This is a genomic window from Kitasatospora sp. NPDC059795 (assembly GCF_042732175.1).
Taxonomy (GTDB): Bacteria; Actinomycetota; Actinomycetes; order Streptomycetales; family Streptomycetaceae; genus Kitasatospora.
In genome coordinates this window covers 327,166-343,811 of the sequence record NZ_JBHWID010000005.1, presented here as the reverse complement: position 1 = coordinate 343,811, position 16,646 = coordinate 327,166, and the positions used below count along the sequence as shown (strand labels likewise).

Below are 16,646 nucleotides of genomic sequence, written 5' to 3'. Positions count from 1 at the left end.
GGCCCAGGTGGACTGGCGGCTTGTCAGGCGGTTCTGGCCGGGTAATCGGTCCATGACCGGATCGCCGAGTCGGGCGCGAAGTTCGTCTCTGGTTCCGCGCGGGTGTTGTGCCGACGGACGTAGGCGGCGACGGCGGCGTTCTGCTCATCGTGGCTGCGACGGTCGGTGCCGTTGAGTGCGAAGTGGCGCAGGGCCGCGAACTCGGACTCGATCCAGTTCGGCCAGGAGCCGTAGGTCGGCAGGAAGACCGGCTCGACGTCGTTGTCGGCCGCCCAGGTGCGGACCTTGGCGTGCTTGTGCGGGGAGAAGTTGTCCAGCACCACATACAACTTCTGCCCGGGCCGGCGTGCGCGCAGGGCCCTGAGGAGGCCGAGGAACTCGCGCCACCGCTTGCGCGGGTGAATGCGGTAGTACGGCCTGCCGGTGGCCAGATCGAGGGCGGCGAGCCCCTGCTCGTTGAAGGCGTGGATGACAGCGCGGACGTAGTCCTCGCTGACCCGCATCAGCACGGTGATGTCCTTGACCGTCTGGCCCTGGGCCGACATCAGCACCACGATCGCCCGACGAAGTTTCACCGGGTCCTTCGCCCTTCGGCTGATTCTCTGCAGCTTCCGGCCGGTGTGCAGTTCGTGCGGGGTCGTACTCGACTCGGCGGCTCCTGGCCCGCAACCGGGTGATCTCGCCTCGCGCCGGGCGTGCCGATCGGGTCTCCAACCGCCTTGTCGTATATGTCAATCCATGGCTGCGGTTGGACCGCTCCACGGTCTTCCGCCGGCCACCAAGTTCCCGACGAACGGAAGGACCCGACCACCATGAAGCTGGCACAGCGGGCCATCGGCATCGCCTGCGGGCTCGCCCTCGCACTGGGCGGTGCCGTCGCCCTCGCCCCGGCCGCCGGCGCGACTCCGCACACCTGCTTCTACAGAGTCCTGGAGGCCGCACCGGATGTCGACACCGAACTCGTGAAGGACGCCTGCGAGCTCGGCTCCGAGGGCGACGAAGGCGGCTTCCGGCTGTGCTACCGCCTCCTGCGCGACGACTACGTCCCCGCCGCCGCCGCGGCCGACGCCTGTCGGAGCGCCGTACGGAAGTAGCAGCCCCGGTCGTGGCAGCGCGGGAGGCCGGACCAGTCGACTTCCCGCGCTCCTGCACGTCGGCGCCGGCAGCGCGTTCCGCGCGGGGGAGGGGCGGACGCCCGATCCGGTCGCCCGGCGTCGACACCCGGAGCGTGAAGACCTCGACCGACAGGCCCGATGCCGGCTCGGGCTCTGCGGAAATGCCCAGCCGGAGTCTCGTGCTCCGGTCCCTCGCACCGTCCGGCGTGGCGCTTCGGGCCCCGACGGCACCAGCCGGTATCCATGGTTCCGGCTGATCGGACGAAGGGGCAGATGTGGCTGTGCAGGACAACGGAGATGTCCGGGTCGACCCGTCGCGTCGGCGGCTGCTGATGGCAGCGGCGGCCGCGCCGGTGTTGGCCGGCGCGGGTCCGGGGGCGGCGTCGGCGGAGCCGGCACGGCTGCAACCGGTGATGCCCTCGTCGACAGTGGAGAGCGACTGGAGCAAGGTGGCCGAGATCCTGGGCCGGGCGGGGACGATGGCGGACGACTCGGTCTACCGCGTGCGTTTCGCCCGACAGGACCTGCCGGTCATCACCTACGGCGTCACCCTGTTCCTGGGCTCCTACGCGGCGTTCGCCCGCTACGACGACGGCCGGACACTGGTGATGGGCAGCATGGCGGTCACCGAGACAGAGCTGCAGCACGCCACCGACGCACTGCACGCCGGCGGGCTGGAAGTGACCGCGGTCCACAAGCACCTGCTCGCTCACGAGCCGGCCATGTGGTGGACCCACTTCCACGGACACGCCGAGGACCCCGTGGACCTGGCCCGAAGCGTGAGTGCCGCCCTCGCGGTGACGACCACGCCCTCCGCCCCACCGGCCGCCTCGCAGCCACGGGTCGACCTGGACGTACCGGCCATCGAGGACGCGCTGAACGCGAGAGGCGTCAACGACAGCGGGATCCTCCGGTTCACGTTCAACCGCGGGGAGACGATCACCGACCACGGGCGCGTCCTGCCCCCGGCCACAGGTATGACCACGCTCCTGAGCTTCTACCCGCTCGGCGACCGCCGTGCCGCCGTCAACGGCGACCTCGCCATGACTGCGGGCGAGGTGCGGAACGTCCTGACGGCCCTGCGCCGCGGCGGGATCGACATCGTCGAGCTCCACAACCATGGCCTTACGGAAGAACCCCGGCTGTTCTTCGCCCACTTCTGGGCGATCGGCGACGGCGTCACCCTGGCCCGCGCGCTACGTGCCGCAGTGGATGCCACCAACACCGGACCGGCCGCCTGACGCACTTCTCCTCGCGGCGGCCTTCCGGGCAGCCGCGGCCTTCCCCTCGGGTCCACGGCGGACGGATCGCCGTGCGAACCGCGACCGGCTGCGAGTGCTCCAGGTTGTCGGCGAAGGCCTCGCGCCTGTCCGTGGCCCGTGGCCCGTGCTCCGTGGCCCGTGGCCCGTGGCCCGTGGTCCGTGTGTCGGCGGCGAATGGCGGAGAGCGCCACTCCGAGCACGCACCAATGATGCACCCGTCACGACTCCGCCCACGTGACGCGCCAACTCGCTTCCAGGGGCAGCGCATGGCCGGTGATCGAGCGGAGGTCGCGATCGGGGGCGGCGCGGGTGTGCAGGGCGGGGAGGTGGCCGGTGGCGTAGTGCCGGTGGGCGGTGGCGTCGGACCACAGGGTGGTGACCAGGTAGCGGTGCGGCTCAAGGCGGGTGACGACGCCTGCGAGCATGCCTCCGGCCGCTGCCATGCCCGGTGCCCACACGGTGCGCTGGACGTCGAGGAAGTGGTCCGTGCGGTCGGGCAGCAGGCGGCAGTCGGCGACCCGCAGGAGGGTGGCGTGTTCGAGTGCGTCGGTCAGGTCGGCGGCGTCTCCGGCCATGTCGAGGACGACCTCGCCGGTGGCGACGTCGATCCCGGTGAAGCTGTCGCCCGGCCGGCTGTCGGCGACGACGGCGTCGTGCCGCTCGCGCATGAAGCGCCCGTAGGCCTCGGCGTCGGCCCACAGCCCCAGCACCCGGGCAGTGCCGGTGGCCGGATCCCAGCCGCCGACCTGCCCGATCAGGCCGGGCTGGTCGCTGATCGTCGACCACGCCTGCTGAGCTGCGGAGAACCGCTCCCGCGCGGCCACCGGCACCGTGCAACCGATCCACTTGCCCCACATGCGGCCCGCCTCCCGGTCTTCCCGCGCCGCCCGACCGACGACGCACCACATGATCGACCGCCGCCCCCGACTGCCGTCAATCGGTCGATGGACGGAGGGCCGGAGACGGAGTCGTGATCCGCCGGCCCGTGGCCGTCACAGTCGCGACTCGGCGGGAAACCCGCTTTGGCGGAGCTCGACCGGAAGATGCGACATGTCGTCGTGGGCCAGCAGGGTGGCCGGGCGGCCCGGCGTCCAGCGGATGACGGTCAGCGAGGCGTTGCCGTGGTTGAGCCCGAGCCAGCGCCAGCTCGGCGCGTCCAGGGCGTGGCGCACCAGCCAGCCGATCAGGAAGTTGTGGGTCACCAGCAGCTCGTGGCGCTCCTCGCCGCCCGCCACCGGCCCGGCGAACCGCTCGACCGCCCGCGCCGCCAGCCGCGGGCCGCGCGCACGCTCCTCCGCCGTGGCCTGCGCGAGGAACGCGAGGAGGAAGTCCGCACAGTCGGACGGTAGTTCGGCCCGCGACGGGACGTACGGAACATAGTCGCCCGCCACCTCGGACACTCGCGCCGGGACACCGTCGAGCTGCTCGCACACCAGCCGCGCGGTCTGCGCGGCCCGGGGCAGCGGCCCGTGATGGACGACGGACAGCGGCCGCCCCGCCAGCCGACGGCCGAGCAGCACGGCCTGCCGGCGCCCGCGTTCCGACAGCCCGCTCTCGTCCGGCAACGCCTCGCCGTGCCGTGCCAGGTACAGGTAGCGGGCGGCTCGTTCCGTCATCCTCGGGGCTCCTTCATGCGGTCGGTACGTTCGGCGGCCGATCGTCATGACTCCCGCGCGGGGGCGACCGGTTCGCCGGGAGTTCGACCGGCCGTCGGGCGGGCAGGTTCCGAGGTTCGTCGAATCACTCGCCCCGACTGCCTGCCGGGCGGTCCCATGGACTCGCGCCGGAGGTTTGCCGGACACTTCACAGACCGTCCGGGAAGAAGCGTCCCAGCCGGTGATCATCACGACCCAACTCCGTTCGTGGGCAAGGACATTGTCCATGAAGATCACGCGCAGGCCGGCGGCTGCCGCCGGAATCGTGGCGGCCGCCATCGGGCTCGTGACGGCGGCGACCGGCCCGGCCGCCGCCCTCCCGGCGGACTGCATCCCCAACGACATGGCCCTGGACCGGCGCACCGGCACCCTCTACATCGCCGACTCGAACCTGAGCACGATCTGGACCGTCCCGGTCACCGGCGGCAGCGCGGTTCGCTGGGCCACCGCCCCGGAACTCGCGCCGGCCGTGGGCGACCTCGGGGCGAACGGCCTGAAGGTGCACGGCGGCGCGGTCTGGGTCACCAACACGTCCTACGGGACGGTCCTGCGCGTCCCCACCGGCGACGGCGGACGGGCCGGGGCGGGCGAGTTCGGGGCGGCCGAGTCCGGGGCGGGCGAGTCCGGGCCGGGCGTTCTCCTCCCCGACGCACTCGACCAGGCCGGCCGCCTCCAGTACTCTGACCAGCTCGTTGACGGTTGGCCGGGACTGGTACCAGGGCCACACCGGCACCTCCACGCCGGAGACCGTCCGCGCCGCCCTCGACCAGCACGGCGTCACCCCTGCCGACCCGCTGGACGCCCTGGTGGTGGCCTGCGAGCGGCGCTACCTCGACCACCTCGACGACGTCCGCGAGATCCGTTGGGTCGCCGACCTGGCCCGCTCCCTGGCCGGGCGCCTGCCGATCGCCGTCGCTTCCGGCGGCATGCGCGAGACGGTCGCGGCGACCCTGCAACACCTGGGCCTCGCCGACCTGTTCGCCTGCACCGTCACCCGCGACGACGTCACCGAGGGCAAGCCCGCGCCGGAGATCTTCCTGCTCGCGGCCGAGCGCCTCGGCGTCCCCCGACCCGCTGCCTGGTCCTGGAGGACACCGACTCCGGCCTGCTCGCCGCCCGCCGCGCCGGCATGCCCGCCGTCGACATCAGGACCCGCACCCGCACGGCCGGCTGACGGCGGGGGACGGTATTTCGGTCGGGCGGGCGGGATGCGGGTCCGCAGGAGGCAGAAGACGTTGCCCTCCGGGTCTCCGGAGAGCTGTTGTTAGGGGTTCTACGGCAGGGCCGAGAGAGCCCCGCCCGGATCGGCTCCGGACGGGCGAGGGGGGTCTACTGCGCGGTGCGGTGGTACGGGACGGCCCAGCAGTCACGCGACCAGAACCGGTCAACCCCGTCGGTCCACGGTCGCGGGTCGTTGCCCGCGCGGGGGGCGTAGCGGACCGCGTAGCGGGCTCCGGCGAGGATCTGCCATCCGTCCCGCTCGCACCGCAACAGGCCCCTTGTGTTACCGCGGCGAGTACCGTCCGGAAGTTCCTTGATGGACACCCGAGCCATCACGCCACCGCCCCGGCGAGGGTGTGCGCACCGGGGAAGGTGTACCCGGTGTCCGGCAGCTCCTCGGCGACCGCCCGCAGGGCCTCGCGCCGCTCGTACTGGCGCTGCATCTCGTCCAGCTCGGCCCGCCATGCCGCGGGGTCGACGTAGGGACGCACCAGGGGGCCCGCGTACGGGTTCTCGTTTTCCCATTGGCGCCCCGCGTCCCGGCTCCGGGTATCCGGCTCAGATCGGCAGGTTCCAGCCCGGACCGGCCTCGCTGCCGATCCACACGCGCTGGCCGAGGGGCGTGACCGTGATGCCGAAACCGTCCTGGTGGGGTTCGCCGGCTGCCCGCCAGGCTTCAACTGCGCTCTCCACCTGGTCCCAGAGCCGGAGCGGTCCGCGCTGAGTCACGGTCCACCCTCTGTCGGGGTTGGGCATGGTCCGGGCCTGCGATCCGGTGGCCACGTCCGAGAGGATCTGTTGCCCGCCCGCGCCCATCCGCTCGGCCGAGGGTGCCGCGAGCTGAGCCACCCAACCACCGGTCCATGTGCTGATGATCTCGGGGTTGATCCGGGTCGGCCGTTCGTCACCGGGCAGCAGCGCGACACTCTGACGGGGCGGCCGGTCGTGCGGACGGGCGATCATGAAACTGGTCCATCCGGGCAGGAACCGGCCCGTGGCACTGCCGGGCTCGGTCACGGTGAGCAGCGCGAGGCCGAACCCGTACGCCCAGCCGGAGAGGGTGACCAGGATCCTTCCGCCCGGCTTGACCTGGTAGAGCCACGGTTGCGGGATGTACCGAACCGAACAGGTGGCAATCAGGCGGTCGTACTCGCCCCCGTCCGGGTCGCCGAGCAGCCCGTCACCGATGATCAGCCGGGGTGCGTGTCCGGCAGACTTGAGTGCCGCGGCAGCCGCTTCCCCCACGGCCTGGTCGTACTCAATGCTGGTGATGTTGGCGTCCCCGAGGCGGTACGCACCAAGAGCGGTCGAGTAGCCGGTGCCGGTACCGATCTCCAACACCTGGTGCCCGGCCTCGGTGTCGAGTTGGTGCCACATGCGCAGCACCAGTGACGGCAGGGTGGACGACGAAGATGGCGAACCGCTCGCTGTGCCGTCCTCGGGCCGGATATGGCCGTCGAGTTGAGTGATGAGGGTCTGGTTCGTGTAGACGCCCTCCAGCCAATCGGGCTCACCCTCACGGACGGGCCGGTACTCGGTGGGGGTGCTCCCCTCCACGGGCAGGAAGTAGGAGCCGACGAACAGTTCCCGGGGGACGGACTTGGCGGCGCGGTTCCACGCCGGATCGGTGACCATGTCGTCACCAGTGAACCCGTCCACCAGGGCGGCGCGGAGTTCGGCCGATGTGCTCACGTGTCGGGGCCTTTCTGTAGTTGGTCGGCGAGGGCGTCGGCGATAGCGGCCGTTGTCTCCGCCGGCTGCCATGCCCACTGGCCGTTTGCGTTGCACTCAAAGAAGTACCAGGCGCCGTCAGCGGTCACGGCGAAGTCGAACGCCCCGTACACCAAACCGAGTTCGTCAAGGTACGCGGTCACCGAACGTGCGACCGCCTCGGGGATCTCGATGGGCGTGCACGTCATCAGGTCTTGTCGGTGGCGCCAGTCAAGATCGGGGCTTTCCACTCGGACCCCGAACAGGTGGTCGCCGACGGCCGTCACCCGTACGTCGAACACCTTCGGTACCCGCGCTTGGAACAGGTGCGGGCAGAGGGACACGGCGTCGGTGATCTCGGCCGGGTCGACCCCGCACACCCATATCTGCTGGGCAGTCCCGTGGCTGTCTCGGTACCGGCTGTCCCACAACGGCTTGTAGACCGCTCCACCAGGTTGCCCGGCGCAGAACTCCCGAGCTTCGTCCGGGTCTGTCGTGATGGCCGTTGCTGGCACCAGGAACCCGCTTCGGCTCGCTGCCGAGAGCTGAGCCGGCTTGTACTCGGCATCGCGGATACGCCATGGATGATTGACATAGTGCGCCCCCGGAAGCGAGGCGAGGATGCCCCCGGTACCCCAGAAGGACTGTGCGGCGGCGAACTTGCCGTCATGCTCCGCCATGTCGGGCGGGGGGTCGTAGGGCGAGGGCCTACGGACCCACACGGACCGAACGTCGGTCAGATCGAGCGTCCGGCTTGCCGTGCGAAGGGTGCCCCGCTGCCCGCCCGTTCCATAGTGGGCAGACAGCGAGGCACCCGTGTGCAGATCGGCGCCGGGGTCGATACGGACGACCGGAACTCGGCGGTCAGCCAAACGGCGTAGCACCAGGTCCGCGGTCACGTCGTACGGGTTGGTCAGGACCAGCACGGCCCCGGGCCGATCCGCCATCAGCCGGTGCCCTGGTCCTGGTCGTTCGCGGGCATGCTGTCCATGTCGGTGGGCGCGCTCTGCCCGCCGTTCTGCCCGTCGCCGCCCCCGGTGTTGGTGGGGGTGCTGGTGTTGGTGCTGGTGCCGTGCGCACCCATCTCGACCGTGCGGCCGTGTTCGTCCACGATCACAGCAATCTGCGTCTCGGGGTCGATCACGGGCGTGTACTGCGGAACGGCGGCGGTGGGCGCGTACGGCGCCATGCGCTGAACGCCCCAGGGGGCGCGTGCGGTCGTCATATGTTCTGTTCCTCCTTGTCGTGGTGGTGCCAAGTAGGTTCAACCACCCTGCGGGAGAGAAGGGTTCGGGACAAGCCCGCCCCGGTCGACACCGCCACGTGCCACCGGAGCGGGAGTGGCGCCCCGTCCTGGCGAGTGGTTCCCTTTCCGTCCGCCAGGACGGGTGTTCGTGGGGCGCTAGCTTCCGCGCCCGAGGGGGAAGGCCCTGCGGATCGGGGCCGGCTCGCCCGGGGTCGTCCACCCGAGGGGGAACAACTCCGGCTCGCCCGGGAACAGCGCGGCCCACTCGTCGGTGAGGAAGGCCCCCCGCCGGCCGCACGTCGTGCACCGCCGGACCGGCCCACCCGGACCGCTCAGCATGGCGTCGGATTCCTCGGCCCGCTCGACCTTGTGTCCGGCGCCCTCGGGGCACTCGTACATCCGCTGTTCTCCGCCGCTGGTTCTCGGTCTGGGCCCCGCCCTGGTCGTCCGTGCCGTCCACTCGTCACGGCAGCAGGGCGGGGGTTGTGCATCCCGACGGGCGCAGGCTCCGCCGGGAGTTGAGAGGGGTCGCCCTGGTCCGATCCCCGACGGAGGGACCAGGACGACCGGCGCGAGCACCGCAGCACGCGCCTCCCCGCCGACTGTCGGCGGGTTTTGCCCCGCCCGAGCCATGTCACGTGACTGGCCATGCTCGGGACGGGAGTTGGTGCCCGAGGGTGCCGCGGGGAGGAAGGCGGCAGCCCCGGGAGATCGGGGAGCTACACCGCGGCGTCGACCCGCGCGGAGCCCCGGTGACGGTTCAGCGCACCGGCCCACACGTTCAGCTTCGGCCCAAGGCACAGCCGTCGGACGTACGGCCCGTAGTGCGCGGAACAGACCGTCATGCGCTTCCGCCGGGGCGTGGACAGTATCTCGGTGACTTCGGCTTCCGCGGCGCACGGCACGCAGAATCCGGACCACCACTCGGGCGACTCGCTCACTGCCCCGCCCGCCGTTCCCCGGCCTCGCGGCACAGTGCAGCACGGACCCGGGCCCGCGCCCGTCTTCGGCGCTGCCACCCCTCGACCCAATCCGGACCGTAGGCCACGCCAATGAGCGCGACCGCCAGGGCGACGGAGCACCAGACCCACCGCCGCGTGTCGTTCGGGTCCAGCATGGCGAACCCGAGCACGAAGCCGGCGGGCACGGCACCGAGGCCGAGCGTCAACAGACCCGTTGTCAGCGTCAGCCGGGTCACGTCGGTTCCTCGCTTCCGTCCTCAACCGGAGCCAGGAACGACCCATCCGCTGGTGAGGTCCACTCTTCGCCGCCACCCTCGGGGCGAAGGTGGTACGAGAACACACCTTCCCCAGGAACGTCGACCACCACGCCCGTTCGACAATTGGCCAAGTCTCGCGCCAAGTCGCCGAGTTGGGGCCATAAACGAGCAGCCCCCCGAGAGGCGCTGCAAGGGGGATCGCCCCTAGGAGTCTTACGTCGTCCGCTCATGCGACAGAAAGTATGCGGGCGACTACAGCTGAGTATGAATCAGTGGAATGCAGCCCTACCCGTCCAGGTGGAAGCGATCAGACATGCGCCTCAACTTCTCGCGCGTAGAAGCCCGTTCGGCGTAAACGATCTTCCGGAGCGTGGCGCGGGCGATGGGATGGTTGCGGATCAGTTGCGGGGCGATCCGCTCCGCCTTTTCGAGTTCCGCCAACGCCCGGTCGCGGTTCCCGTTCCAGAGCCAGGCGCGAGCTACATCCATGCAATGGTGACCGCGCCGCGAGTTCGGCAGCGCCTCAATCTGCGCCGGGTCGGATCGCTCGGCGAGCGTCAAGGCTTGTGAGTGGTCCCCCATCTCCACCTGTACAGAGATGGCATGGATCAGGACATTTCCGGGCGAGAAGGTCAGAGAGTGCCGGTCGAAGGAGGGTTGCCCAGTGAGTCGGCCCGCTGCCTCCCGAGCCTGTTGGATGTGATCTTCGCAGACCGGAGGATCACCAGCGCGAGCGGCAGAGACGGCGGCCCGCAGGTGCAGTGTCCCCCAAGCGCGCACGGCCAAGGGATCACCTGCGCGGTACTCCCCCTCGATCGAGCCCAGCGCCCGATCCGACAGTGCGACGGCATCGGACCAGTCCGCGCTGGCCCACATGTCCCATACCCGCATCCAGTCGGCCACGGCGGGAAGCACGGGATCACCTGAGAGCCGAGCCGCCCAGGCTGCGCGCTCACACGCCATCGTGACCAACTCCGGGTGCCCGAGAGCATGAGCCGCCGTGTGGGCGAACTTGCAACACACCGCATAGACCGAGAACGACTCCTCCCGCTCCCGGCCGGTGGACACCTCAGCCAGCGCGCGTGCTTCGCGGAGCATGTCCGGCAGTACGCGCAGGATGGCAACGTTCGATGCTGTGTCGCGCAGCCGGTGAAGGCGTAGCGTGTCACGCCACAGCTCGGCGGACCGGCGCGGCGCGCCGTCGAAAACTGGGGTCAAGTCGTAGCGGCGCAGCTCACGCAAGATGCCCGAGGCCGACACCTGCCACTGATTCTCGGACGACTTGCCCGCCACGTACGGGCGCTCGATCAGGTCGTTGGGGTGACAGTGCAGAGCAGCCGCAAGGTGGTTGATAATGCTTGCCCTATCAAGTTCCACCTTGCCGTTTTCAACCTTGGACACCCACCCTTGGGTCCTGCCGATCGCCGCGGCTAGGTCAGCCTGCGGCATACCCAGCCGTAGGCGTTGGCGCTTCACGCGCTTGCCGATGGTCTCCCGTTCCTCCAGCACCGCTCACCCTCCCTCGTGACTACAGGGACCGTACCGCGTCAGCCGTGGCAAGCCGCATGGCTACGGCCCTGCTGCCCTGCCACGGGGCGACAGGGCTTCGTCCTGCCTAGGCCGCAAGCTCATCTATGGTGCGACGCGAAAAACGGCCCCCACACCCACCGCCCGCTAGGGAAGGGAGTATGAGGGCCGTTCGTGACTGATCCTAGGGACCAGAGCCGCCATCGGGCATTTCCGCCTGCGCAGACAGAAACGCCCGATTTCGCCATCAGAGTTTTTGCCTCCCTGCCGCGCTTCCGGCCAGGAGAGGGGAGGCTCCCGGGTGGGGTAGGTGCGGGGCTTCGACCCTGTGTCGGTCGGTCATACGTCGGACGTGCGCCTCATGTCGGAGCCCGCGGAGGGATCACCGGCGGATCAATCGGTCGACCGTCCGGCTTCCTCGGTGTCACGTCGACGGCCAGCAGCCGGCCAGGGTCATGCGGGTCGCGCATCGGCTGGACACCCCTCGGCATCGGAGCCCCACCGTTGAGTGCTGGCAGGCCAGTTGGAGAGTCCGACCACACGGGCCGACCGTGTGCGTCCCGGGGGAAGTACGGATAGTTCCCATCCGGGCCGGGGTCGAGAGCATCAACGGCCATGTCAGTCCGTCGCTTCGATGTAGGCAGTTCGCTTGGCTTCGAGTTCCTCCGCGCAGTCTGCGCCGATCTCGGCCGCCATGCCCTCGGTGGTCTCGATCAGGTCCTCTATCAGGCGCAGGTCATACATGCGAGGCTGCGGCACGGTGCCCGGCTGGCCAGTGGCGGACTGGGCACGCTGGGCGGCATGCATGATCTTCTCGCGCTTGTACCGCTCGGCGCGGGACGCCATGTAAGCCATGAACCACGGTTCCTCGGCGAGCAGTTCGACGAACCGTTCCCGGTTGGCCCGGTCAGCGTCGCTGGCTTGCTGTGCGCGCTCACGCCACGAAGCAGCGAACGCACGGTCGTACTCCGCCGCGCGCTCGGCCTGGCGGGCAGCCTCGGCTTCCTGGGCGACCGCCAGGGCGGCTTCGGCCTCGGCGAGCGGTGTGGCGTACTTGTCGGCCTGGGCGCGCAGCTTGGCGAGCTTGTCGGCAGCCTTGGAAACGTCGGGGTTCATGGTCAGGCCTCGCTCCGGACGTTCCCACGGAGCGGTCTTGCTCGCCGACACGTCAAGGTCGACAGCCTCTCGGCGCTGGTCGCCCTCGCCGAAGTCAATGTTGTTCAGTCCGGTCGCGCGGTCGTTGGCCTCGCGCTGCCGTTCGGGGCTGGTGGTCTCGTCCGTCAGGACAGACAGGCGGATAGCGGAGAGGCCACGCAGGCGCCCAGAGAACACGGTGCCCTCGGTGCCGGGCAAAGTCGTAGCGGTCATACTCCCGTGGGAGTGGGGCGATCCCTGCTGGTCACGGGTAAGGGTGGTGGTCGGCACCGGGACTCACTCCAGAACTGTGAATCCGGAGTGTTCGGGTCGGCGAGGACGTGCCAGGGCTCCTGGCCGGTCTGGCCGACGTCGGCGGGCTTCGCGCCGAGGGCGAGCAGGCGGGCGAGTTCGGCGGCCTGGTCGCGGTCGGTGGGGCTGGCGTCGAGGTGCAGCGGGAGGCGGGACGGGCGGGGGTCGGTGGTGGGGCTGAGGATCAGCGTCGGCAGGGGGCTGCCGAAGCCGGTGGCGGGCGGGCCGATCTCGATGCCGCCGTCGGGTTCGCGGCCCAGTTCGACGTGGCCGAGGACCTCGCACCAGAACGCGGCGAGGAGCTCGGGGTCGTTGCAGTCGAGGATCAACTCGCTGATACGGCATGCCATTCGGCCATCCTGGACAGGCAAGGGTGCCCTGCGGGGGCATGCCGGGGATAGGCTGCGCGAGATTCGGGGGAACGGCTGAACGGGGTGTGGCATGGAGGTTCTGCGGGGCAGTCACCGGGTCCACTTCGTCGCCGCGTGGGTGCTGTGCGCCGTCGAACTGCTCTGCCTGGCGGCCACCGTGCCGCCGCTGCGGTGGGTGGCGCCGGCCTGGCTGTGGGCGTCGACGCTGGCCGCGATCGTCCTGGTCTTCGCCGCCGCCCTGGCCCGCTCCTGGTCCGTCCCGTTCCTGCGCCGGGACGGGGTGGACGGACTGCGGCACCAACTGCGGCGGCTGCCGCGCGGGGTGAAGCTCTGCTACGCGCTGACGGCCTGCCTGATCGCGGTCGGCCTGGCCACCGGCTCCGACGCGGCCGAGGTCCACAAGGACGCCACCGGCTACTACTGGACGAAGGCCGAATCCGGCGCGCACGGACGCACGTTGGTCCGCACCGAGATCGGCCAGGCCGAGTACGACCGCCGACGCGGGGCGGAGGTCCGGATCTTCACCGGCGTCCCGGCCGCGTTCGCCGTCATCGGCAGCTTCCTGGTGCTGGCCGCCGCCCTGACCTCGTTCGGCGCCGCCGACGACCCGCGGACGGGCCGCCGACGGCGACGGCGGTGACGGCGATGACGAACAGCCCGGCGTCGGCAGGCCGTTGGGGCGTCAGCCGAGGCGGGGCCAGTCGAGGAGGAGCGGCAGGAGCGCCGGGTCGGCGCCGGTGGTACGGACGGCCGTGGGTGGACGTCGCCGGTGCAGGGTGAGAAGCAACTCACTGGCGGGGGCGGCGAGTTCGAGCGCGACCGGACCCTCGTCCGGGGCGAGGGCCTTGGTGCCGTCGGCGGTGAGTTCGACGAGCCAGGTCGGACCCTCGTCGGTGCGCAGGCGGACGCGGGCCGGTCCGTGCGTCCAGTGGTCGGCGGTGCCCCAGGAGAGGACAAGGAACTCGTCGATGCCGTCGACGGCGACCGCCTCCGCGACCGACTGCGGTGCGCCGACGGCGAGTTGGGCGTCATGGGCGTGGACGGCGACCTCCTGCACCTGATGCCGGGCGGCCGCCCCGGTGGTCTGCGGGGCGTCGGTGCCCGGCCACCACGTCCAGCACGGGCGGTCCGGGCCGGCTGCGCGAAGTGCCGCGAGGAGATCGGCAGTTGTCTCCGCCGAGCGGGCGAGTGCCTGCTCGGCGGAGAGGCCGGTCTCCAACTCGGGCCGGCTCGGGACGAAGCCGGCCCCGGCGGTGACGGCGGACGTCCAGAACCGCTGCACGACGGTGACGTGATCGAGCAGGTCGGGCAGCCGCCAGTCCGGGCAGCTGGGGACGACGGCCTGCGGGTCGGGCGCGGCGGCGACGGTGCGGCGGAGGGTCGCGGAGAGCGCGTCGATCTGGGCCAGCAGGGCCGGGAAGGCGGGTGTGAGAGCCATTCCCTCTGCCTATCACGGGCCCTCGCCGCTGCGCGCGGGAATTGTTGCGGAAGACGTACCGATAAACACTGTGGAAAGATTTATTAATGTGATATGATGTGGCGTCAGCATATTAGTTTTCTGGGCATGGACTATCGCGCTCCCAGTCGAACCGCCCTGATGTCGGCCGCCGCCCGCGCCGCCCACCTGCTCGTCGATCAGCAACCGCCGATCTTCGCCGACACCCTCGCCTCCGCCCTGCTCGGCGAGCGCGCGGACGAACTGCTCGGCTACCACCGCGCGTTCGGCGCCCACCCGATCCTGGCCGGTGCCCGGACCTCCGCTGTCACCCGCAGTCGCTGCACCGAGGACCGCCTCGCCGAGGCCGTCGCCCGGCGCGGCATCGACCAGTACGTGGTCCTCGGCGCCGGCCTGGACACCTTCGCCTACCGCAGTGAACTCGCCCACCCCATCAGGGTGTTCGAGGTCGACCACCCGGCCATGCAGGAGTGGAAGCGGGCCCGGCTGACCGCCGCCGGAATCGCCGTCCCGACCACCGTCTCCTTCGTCCCGCTCGACCTGGAACAGGGCGACCTGACCGACGCCCTGACGGCTGCCGGATTCGACACCGAACGGCCGGCGGTGGTGAGTTGGCTGGGCGTGACGATGTACCTCGGCACCGAGGCGATCGGCCGGGTGCTGTCCGCCGTCGGCGCGCTCGCACCCGGCACCGAACTTCTCACCGAACACCTGCTACCCGCCGAACACCGCGACCCCGCTGGGCAGTTGTACGCCGAACAGGTGCACGCAGCAGTCGCCGAGAACGGCGAACCGTGGCGGACCTTCCTCACCGTCGAGGAGATGGACACCCTGCTGACCGGCCACGGCCTGCGCCCGCTCGGCTACCTGCGCCAGCGCGACACCCTGGTCCCCCAACCGTGGGAGGAGCGGACCGACGCGCTGCGCCCGTTCGAACTCTCCGTGCTGGCCCACGCGGTGGTACCGGAGCGGTAGGCCGGGGCACCTGCTGCGGGAGCGTCATGCCGGGGTAGCCCCGGGCGAGTTGGCTCCCCGGTATGACGGTTTCGCACCCGCCCCGCCCGTACCGTCCCTCCCGTGCCGAAGAACGTAGCGAAGACAACAGCAGGGGGACGGACGATGGGCAGGCGGGGACGGGCGATGGCGGCGGCGGTGCTGGCCGCGACGGTGGCGCTGGGCGTGGCCGGGGCGCCGGGCGCGACGGCGCAGACGGCGGGGCGGCAGGCTCCGGCCGGGCAGTTGGCGACGGCGGCGCTGCCGGCGCCCACCGGCCCGTACGCGGTCGGCACGACCAGCGTGCACCTGGTCGACCAGGGGCGGGAGGACCCGTGGAAGGCCGGACGGCCCCGCGAGCTGATGATCAGTTTCTGGTACCCGACCGCCCGCCCGGCGTCCGGCGCCGACCGAGCGCCGTACATGACCCCCGACGCGGGCGCGCACTTCGGCAGCGCCGGGAGCGTCGGACGGATGAACGAACGCTTCGAGCCCGACCGCACCGACTGGTCGGGGGTGCGCACCCACGCCCGCGCCGACGCGCCCGCGCTGCCCGGACGGGCCCGGCCGGTGGTGCTGTACTCGGCGGGCCTGGGCGACCCGCGCACCTGGGGGACCGGCCTGGTGGAGGACCTCGCCTCGCGCGGCTATGTGGTGGTGACCGTCGACCACACCTGGGAGGCGTCCGAAGTGTCGCTTCCCGGCGGCGAGTTGGCCACCTCGGTGTTCCCCGAGCTGGCCCAGGACCCGGCCCTCGACATGGGCGCGCTGCTGCGCAAGATGATCGGCACCCGGGTCGACGACACCAGGTTCGTCCTCGACGAGCTGGCCCGGCTGAAGGACTCCCGCACCCTGCCGCCCGGTGTCGGCGCGGCCCTCGACCTCGGCCGGATCGGCATGGTCGGCCACTCCGGCGGCGGCTCCACCGCCCTCCAGGCCATGCACGACGACCCGCGGATCGCCGCGGCCGTCAACATGGACGGCCAGCTGCACTTCCCCGGCCGGGACGGCCGCACCGGCGTCTACCTGACGGACGTCGCCGAGAAGGGCCTGGACCGCCCGTTCCTGCTGCTCGGCACCCGCAACGACGACTCCGGCCCGCACCAGCAGCAGCCCGGCTGGGAGGCGCTGTGGCAGCACAGCACCGGCTGGCACGCCGACTTCACCCTCGACGGCTCCCGCCACGCCTCGTACACCGACGCCGAGTCGCTGCTGCCGCAACTCGCCCGCCAGGGCGCGATCTCCGCCGAGGCGCTGCACGACGGCGTCGGCGACATCCGGCCCGACCGGGCGGTCCTCGCCACCCGGACGTACGTCGCGAGCTTCTTCGACCGCTGGCTGCGCGGCCACGACGACCACCTGCTGGACGGGCCCTCCGGGAACTTCCCGGAGATGGTGTACGAACCGTGACCGGCCCGGGGGACA

Annotated in this window: 17 protein-coding genes and 1 pseudogene; 6 read left to right on the top strand and 12 right to left on the bottom strand. The window is 71.1% G+C overall.

Annotation, left to right across the window (positions count from 1 at the left end; genetic code table 11):
• Positions 1-23: 23 nt before the first annotated feature.
• Entirely contained in the window at positions 24-575 is a 552-nt protein-coding gene (locus ACFV4P_RS13535; protein WP_380470549.1) for a transposase, read from the bottom strand.
• 237 nt (positions 576-812) lie between these two features.
• Here ACFV4P_RS13535 and ACFV4P_RS13530 point away from each other — a divergent pair, with 237 nt between their 5' ends.
• Both ACFV4P_RS13530 and ACFV4P_RS13525 read left to right on the top strand, forming a co-directional pair.
• A complete protein-coding gene (locus ACFV4P_RS13530) occupies positions 813-1,094 on the top strand; it encodes a hypothetical protein (RefSeq protein WP_380470547.1) in 282 nt (93 codons plus the stop codon).
• 296 nt (positions 1,095-1,390) lie between these two features.
• Positions 1,391-2,356, top strand: coding sequence for a DUF1259 domain-containing protein (locus ACFV4P_RS13525; protein WP_380470545.1), 966 nt, complete (start codon positions 1,391-1,393; stop codon positions 2,354-2,356).
• A gap of 239 nt (positions 2,357-2,595) precedes the next feature.
• Here the strand turns inward: ACFV4P_RS13525 and ACFV4P_RS13520 are convergent, their stop codons facing one another.
• Together ACFV4P_RS13520 and ACFV4P_RS13515 are read right to left on the bottom strand one after the other, a co-directional pair.
• The gene (locus tag ACFV4P_RS13520) at positions 2,596-3,234 is read right to left on the bottom strand and encodes a DUF4937 domain-containing protein (RefSeq protein WP_380470543.1); all 639 of its coding nucleotides are present in this window, start codon (positions 3,232-3,234) and stop codon (positions 2,596-2,598) included.
• A gap of 135 nt (positions 3,235-3,369) precedes the next feature.
• Complete coding sequence (locus tag ACFV4P_RS13515; RefSeq protein WP_380470541.1) at positions 3,370-3,993, bottom strand: histidine phosphatase family protein; 624 nt, start codon at positions 3,991-3,993, stop codon at positions 3,370-3,372.
• A gap of 731 nt (positions 3,994-4,724) precedes the next feature.
• Between ACFV4P_RS13515 and ACFV4P_RS13510 the strand changes: the two genes are divergently transcribed.
• Positions 4,725-5,300, top strand: coding sequence for an HAD family hydrolase (locus tag ACFV4P_RS13510; protein WP_380470539.1), 576 nt, complete (start codon positions 4,725-4,727; stop codon positions 5,298-5,300).
• A gap of 285 nt (positions 5,301-5,585) precedes the next feature.
• Here ACFV4P_RS13510 and ACFV4P_RS13505 read toward each other — a convergent pair whose 3' ends face one another.
• The 8 genes and pseudogenes from ACFV4P_RS13505 to ACFV4P_RS13470 form a co-directional block, all read right to left on the bottom strand.
• Entirely contained in the window at positions 5,586-5,744 is a 159-nt protein-coding gene (locus ACFV4P_RS13505) for a hypothetical protein (RefSeq protein WP_380470538.1), read from the bottom strand.
• Positions 5,745-5,811: 67 nt separating this feature from the next.
• Positions 5,812-6,945, bottom strand: coding sequence for an ATP-grasp peptide maturase system methyltransferase (gene tgmC, locus ACFV4P_RS13500; RefSeq protein WP_380470770.1), 1,134 nt, complete (start codon positions 6,943-6,945; stop codon positions 5,812-5,814).
• Positions 6,942-7,910, bottom strand: a complete 969-nt coding sequence (gene tgmB / locus ACFV4P_RS13495) for an ATP-grasp ribosomal peptide maturase (RefSeq protein WP_380470536.1) — start codon at positions 7,908-7,910, stop codon at positions 6,942-6,944. The genes tgmC and tgmB overlap by 4 nt, the downstream gene beginning before the upstream one ends.
• Entirely contained in the window at positions 7,910-8,188 is a 279-nt protein-coding gene (gene tgmA, locus ACFV4P_RS13490; RefSeq protein WP_380470534.1) for a putative ATP-grasp-modified RiPP, read from the bottom strand. The genes tgmB and tgmA overlap by 1 nt, the downstream gene beginning before the upstream one ends.
• A gap of 958 nt (positions 8,189-9,146) precedes the next feature.
• Positions 9,147-9,407 (bottom strand): hypothetical protein, encoded by a 261-nt coding sequence (locus ACFV4P_RS13485; RefSeq protein WP_380470532.1) that lies wholly within the window; start codon positions 9,405-9,407, stop codon positions 9,147-9,149.
• 306 nt (positions 9,408-9,713) lie between these two features.
• Positions 9,714-10,937 (bottom strand): helix-turn-helix domain-containing protein, encoded by a 1,224-nt coding sequence (locus ACFV4P_RS13480; RefSeq protein ID WP_380470530.1) that lies wholly within the window; start codon positions 10,935-10,937, stop codon positions 9,714-9,716.
• 1,140 nt (positions 10,938-12,077) lie between these two features.
• Positions 12,078-12,323 (bottom strand): annotated as a pseudogene (locus ACFV4P_RS13475) (recombinase family protein); the annotation flags it as partial.
• A complete protein-coding gene (locus tag ACFV4P_RS13470) occupies positions 12,320-12,751 on the bottom strand; it encodes a VOC family protein (protein ID WP_380470528.1) in 432 nt (143 codons plus the stop codon). The gene ACFV4P_RS13470 and the pseudogene ACFV4P_RS13475, both read right to left, overlap by 4 nt.
• A gap of 91 nt (positions 12,752-12,842) precedes the next feature.
• Between ACFV4P_RS13470 and ACFV4P_RS13465 the strand changes: the two genes are divergently transcribed.
• Positions 12,843-13,412 carry a hypothetical protein gene (locus ACFV4P_RS13465; RefSeq protein WP_380470526.1) on the top strand — a complete coding sequence of 190 codons (570 nt, stop codon included), beginning with the start codon at positions 12,843-12,845 and terminating at the stop codon, positions 13,410-13,412.
• 42 nt (positions 13,413-13,454) lie between these two features.
• On the opposite strand, the gene ACFV4P_RS13460 is transcribed toward ACFV4P_RS13465, so the two are convergent.
• Positions 13,455-14,210, bottom strand: coding sequence for a maleylpyruvate isomerase N-terminal domain-containing protein (locus ACFV4P_RS13460; protein WP_380470524.1), 756 nt, complete (start codon positions 14,208-14,210; stop codon positions 13,455-13,457).
• Between the two features lie 126 nt (positions 14,211-14,336).
• Between ACFV4P_RS13460 and ACFV4P_RS13455 the strand changes: the two genes are divergently transcribed.
• Entirely contained in the window at positions 14,337-15,203 is an 867-nt protein-coding gene (locus ACFV4P_RS13455; RefSeq protein ID WP_380470522.1) for a class I SAM-dependent methyltransferase, read from the top strand.
• A 102-nt stretch (positions 15,204-15,305) separates the two neighbouring features.
• Positions 15,306-16,631 carry an alpha/beta hydrolase family protein gene (locus ACFV4P_RS13450; protein ID WP_380470521.1) on the top strand — a complete coding sequence of 442 codons (1,326 nt, stop codon included), beginning with the start codon at positions 15,306-15,308 and terminating at the stop codon, positions 16,629-16,631.
• Positions 16,632-16,646: the final 15 nt, after the last annotated feature.

Coding starts and splice junctions, on each gene's coding strand:
- tgmB (WP_380470536.1), bottom strand. CDS start 7,910: ATGGCGGATCGGCCCGGGGCCGTGCTGGTCCTGACCAACCCGTACGAC.
- tgmA (WP_380470534.1), bottom strand. CDS start 8,188: ATGACGACCGCACGCGCCCCCTGGGGCGTTCAGCGCATGGCGCCGTAC.
- ACFV4P_RS13455 (WP_380470522.1), top strand. CDS start 14,337: ATGGACTATCGCGCTCCCAGTCGAACCGCCCTGATGTCGGCCGCCGCC.
- ACFV4P_RS13515 (WP_380470541.1), bottom strand. CDS start 3,993: ATGACGGAACGAGCCGCCCGCTACCTGTACCTGGCACGGCACGGCGAG.
- ACFV4P_RS13470 (WP_380470528.1), bottom strand. CDS start 12,751: ATGGCATGCCGTATCAGCGAGTTGATCCTCGACTGCAACGACCCCGAG.
- ACFV4P_RS13460 (WP_380470524.1), bottom strand. CDS start 14,210: ATGGCTCTCACACCCGCCTTCCCGGCCCTGCTGGCCCAGATCGACGCG.
- ACFV4P_RS13530 (WP_380470547.1), top strand. CDS start 813: ATGAAGCTGGCACAGCGGGCCATCGGCATCGCCTGCGGGCTCGCCCTC.
- ACFV4P_RS13465 (WP_380470526.1), top strand. CDS start 12,843: ATGGAGGTTCTGCGGGGCAGTCACCGGGTCCACTTCGTCGCCGCGTGG.
- ACFV4P_RS13520 (WP_380470543.1), bottom strand. CDS start 3,234: ATGTGGGGCAAGTGGATCGGTTGCACGGTGCCGGTGGCCGCGCGGGAG.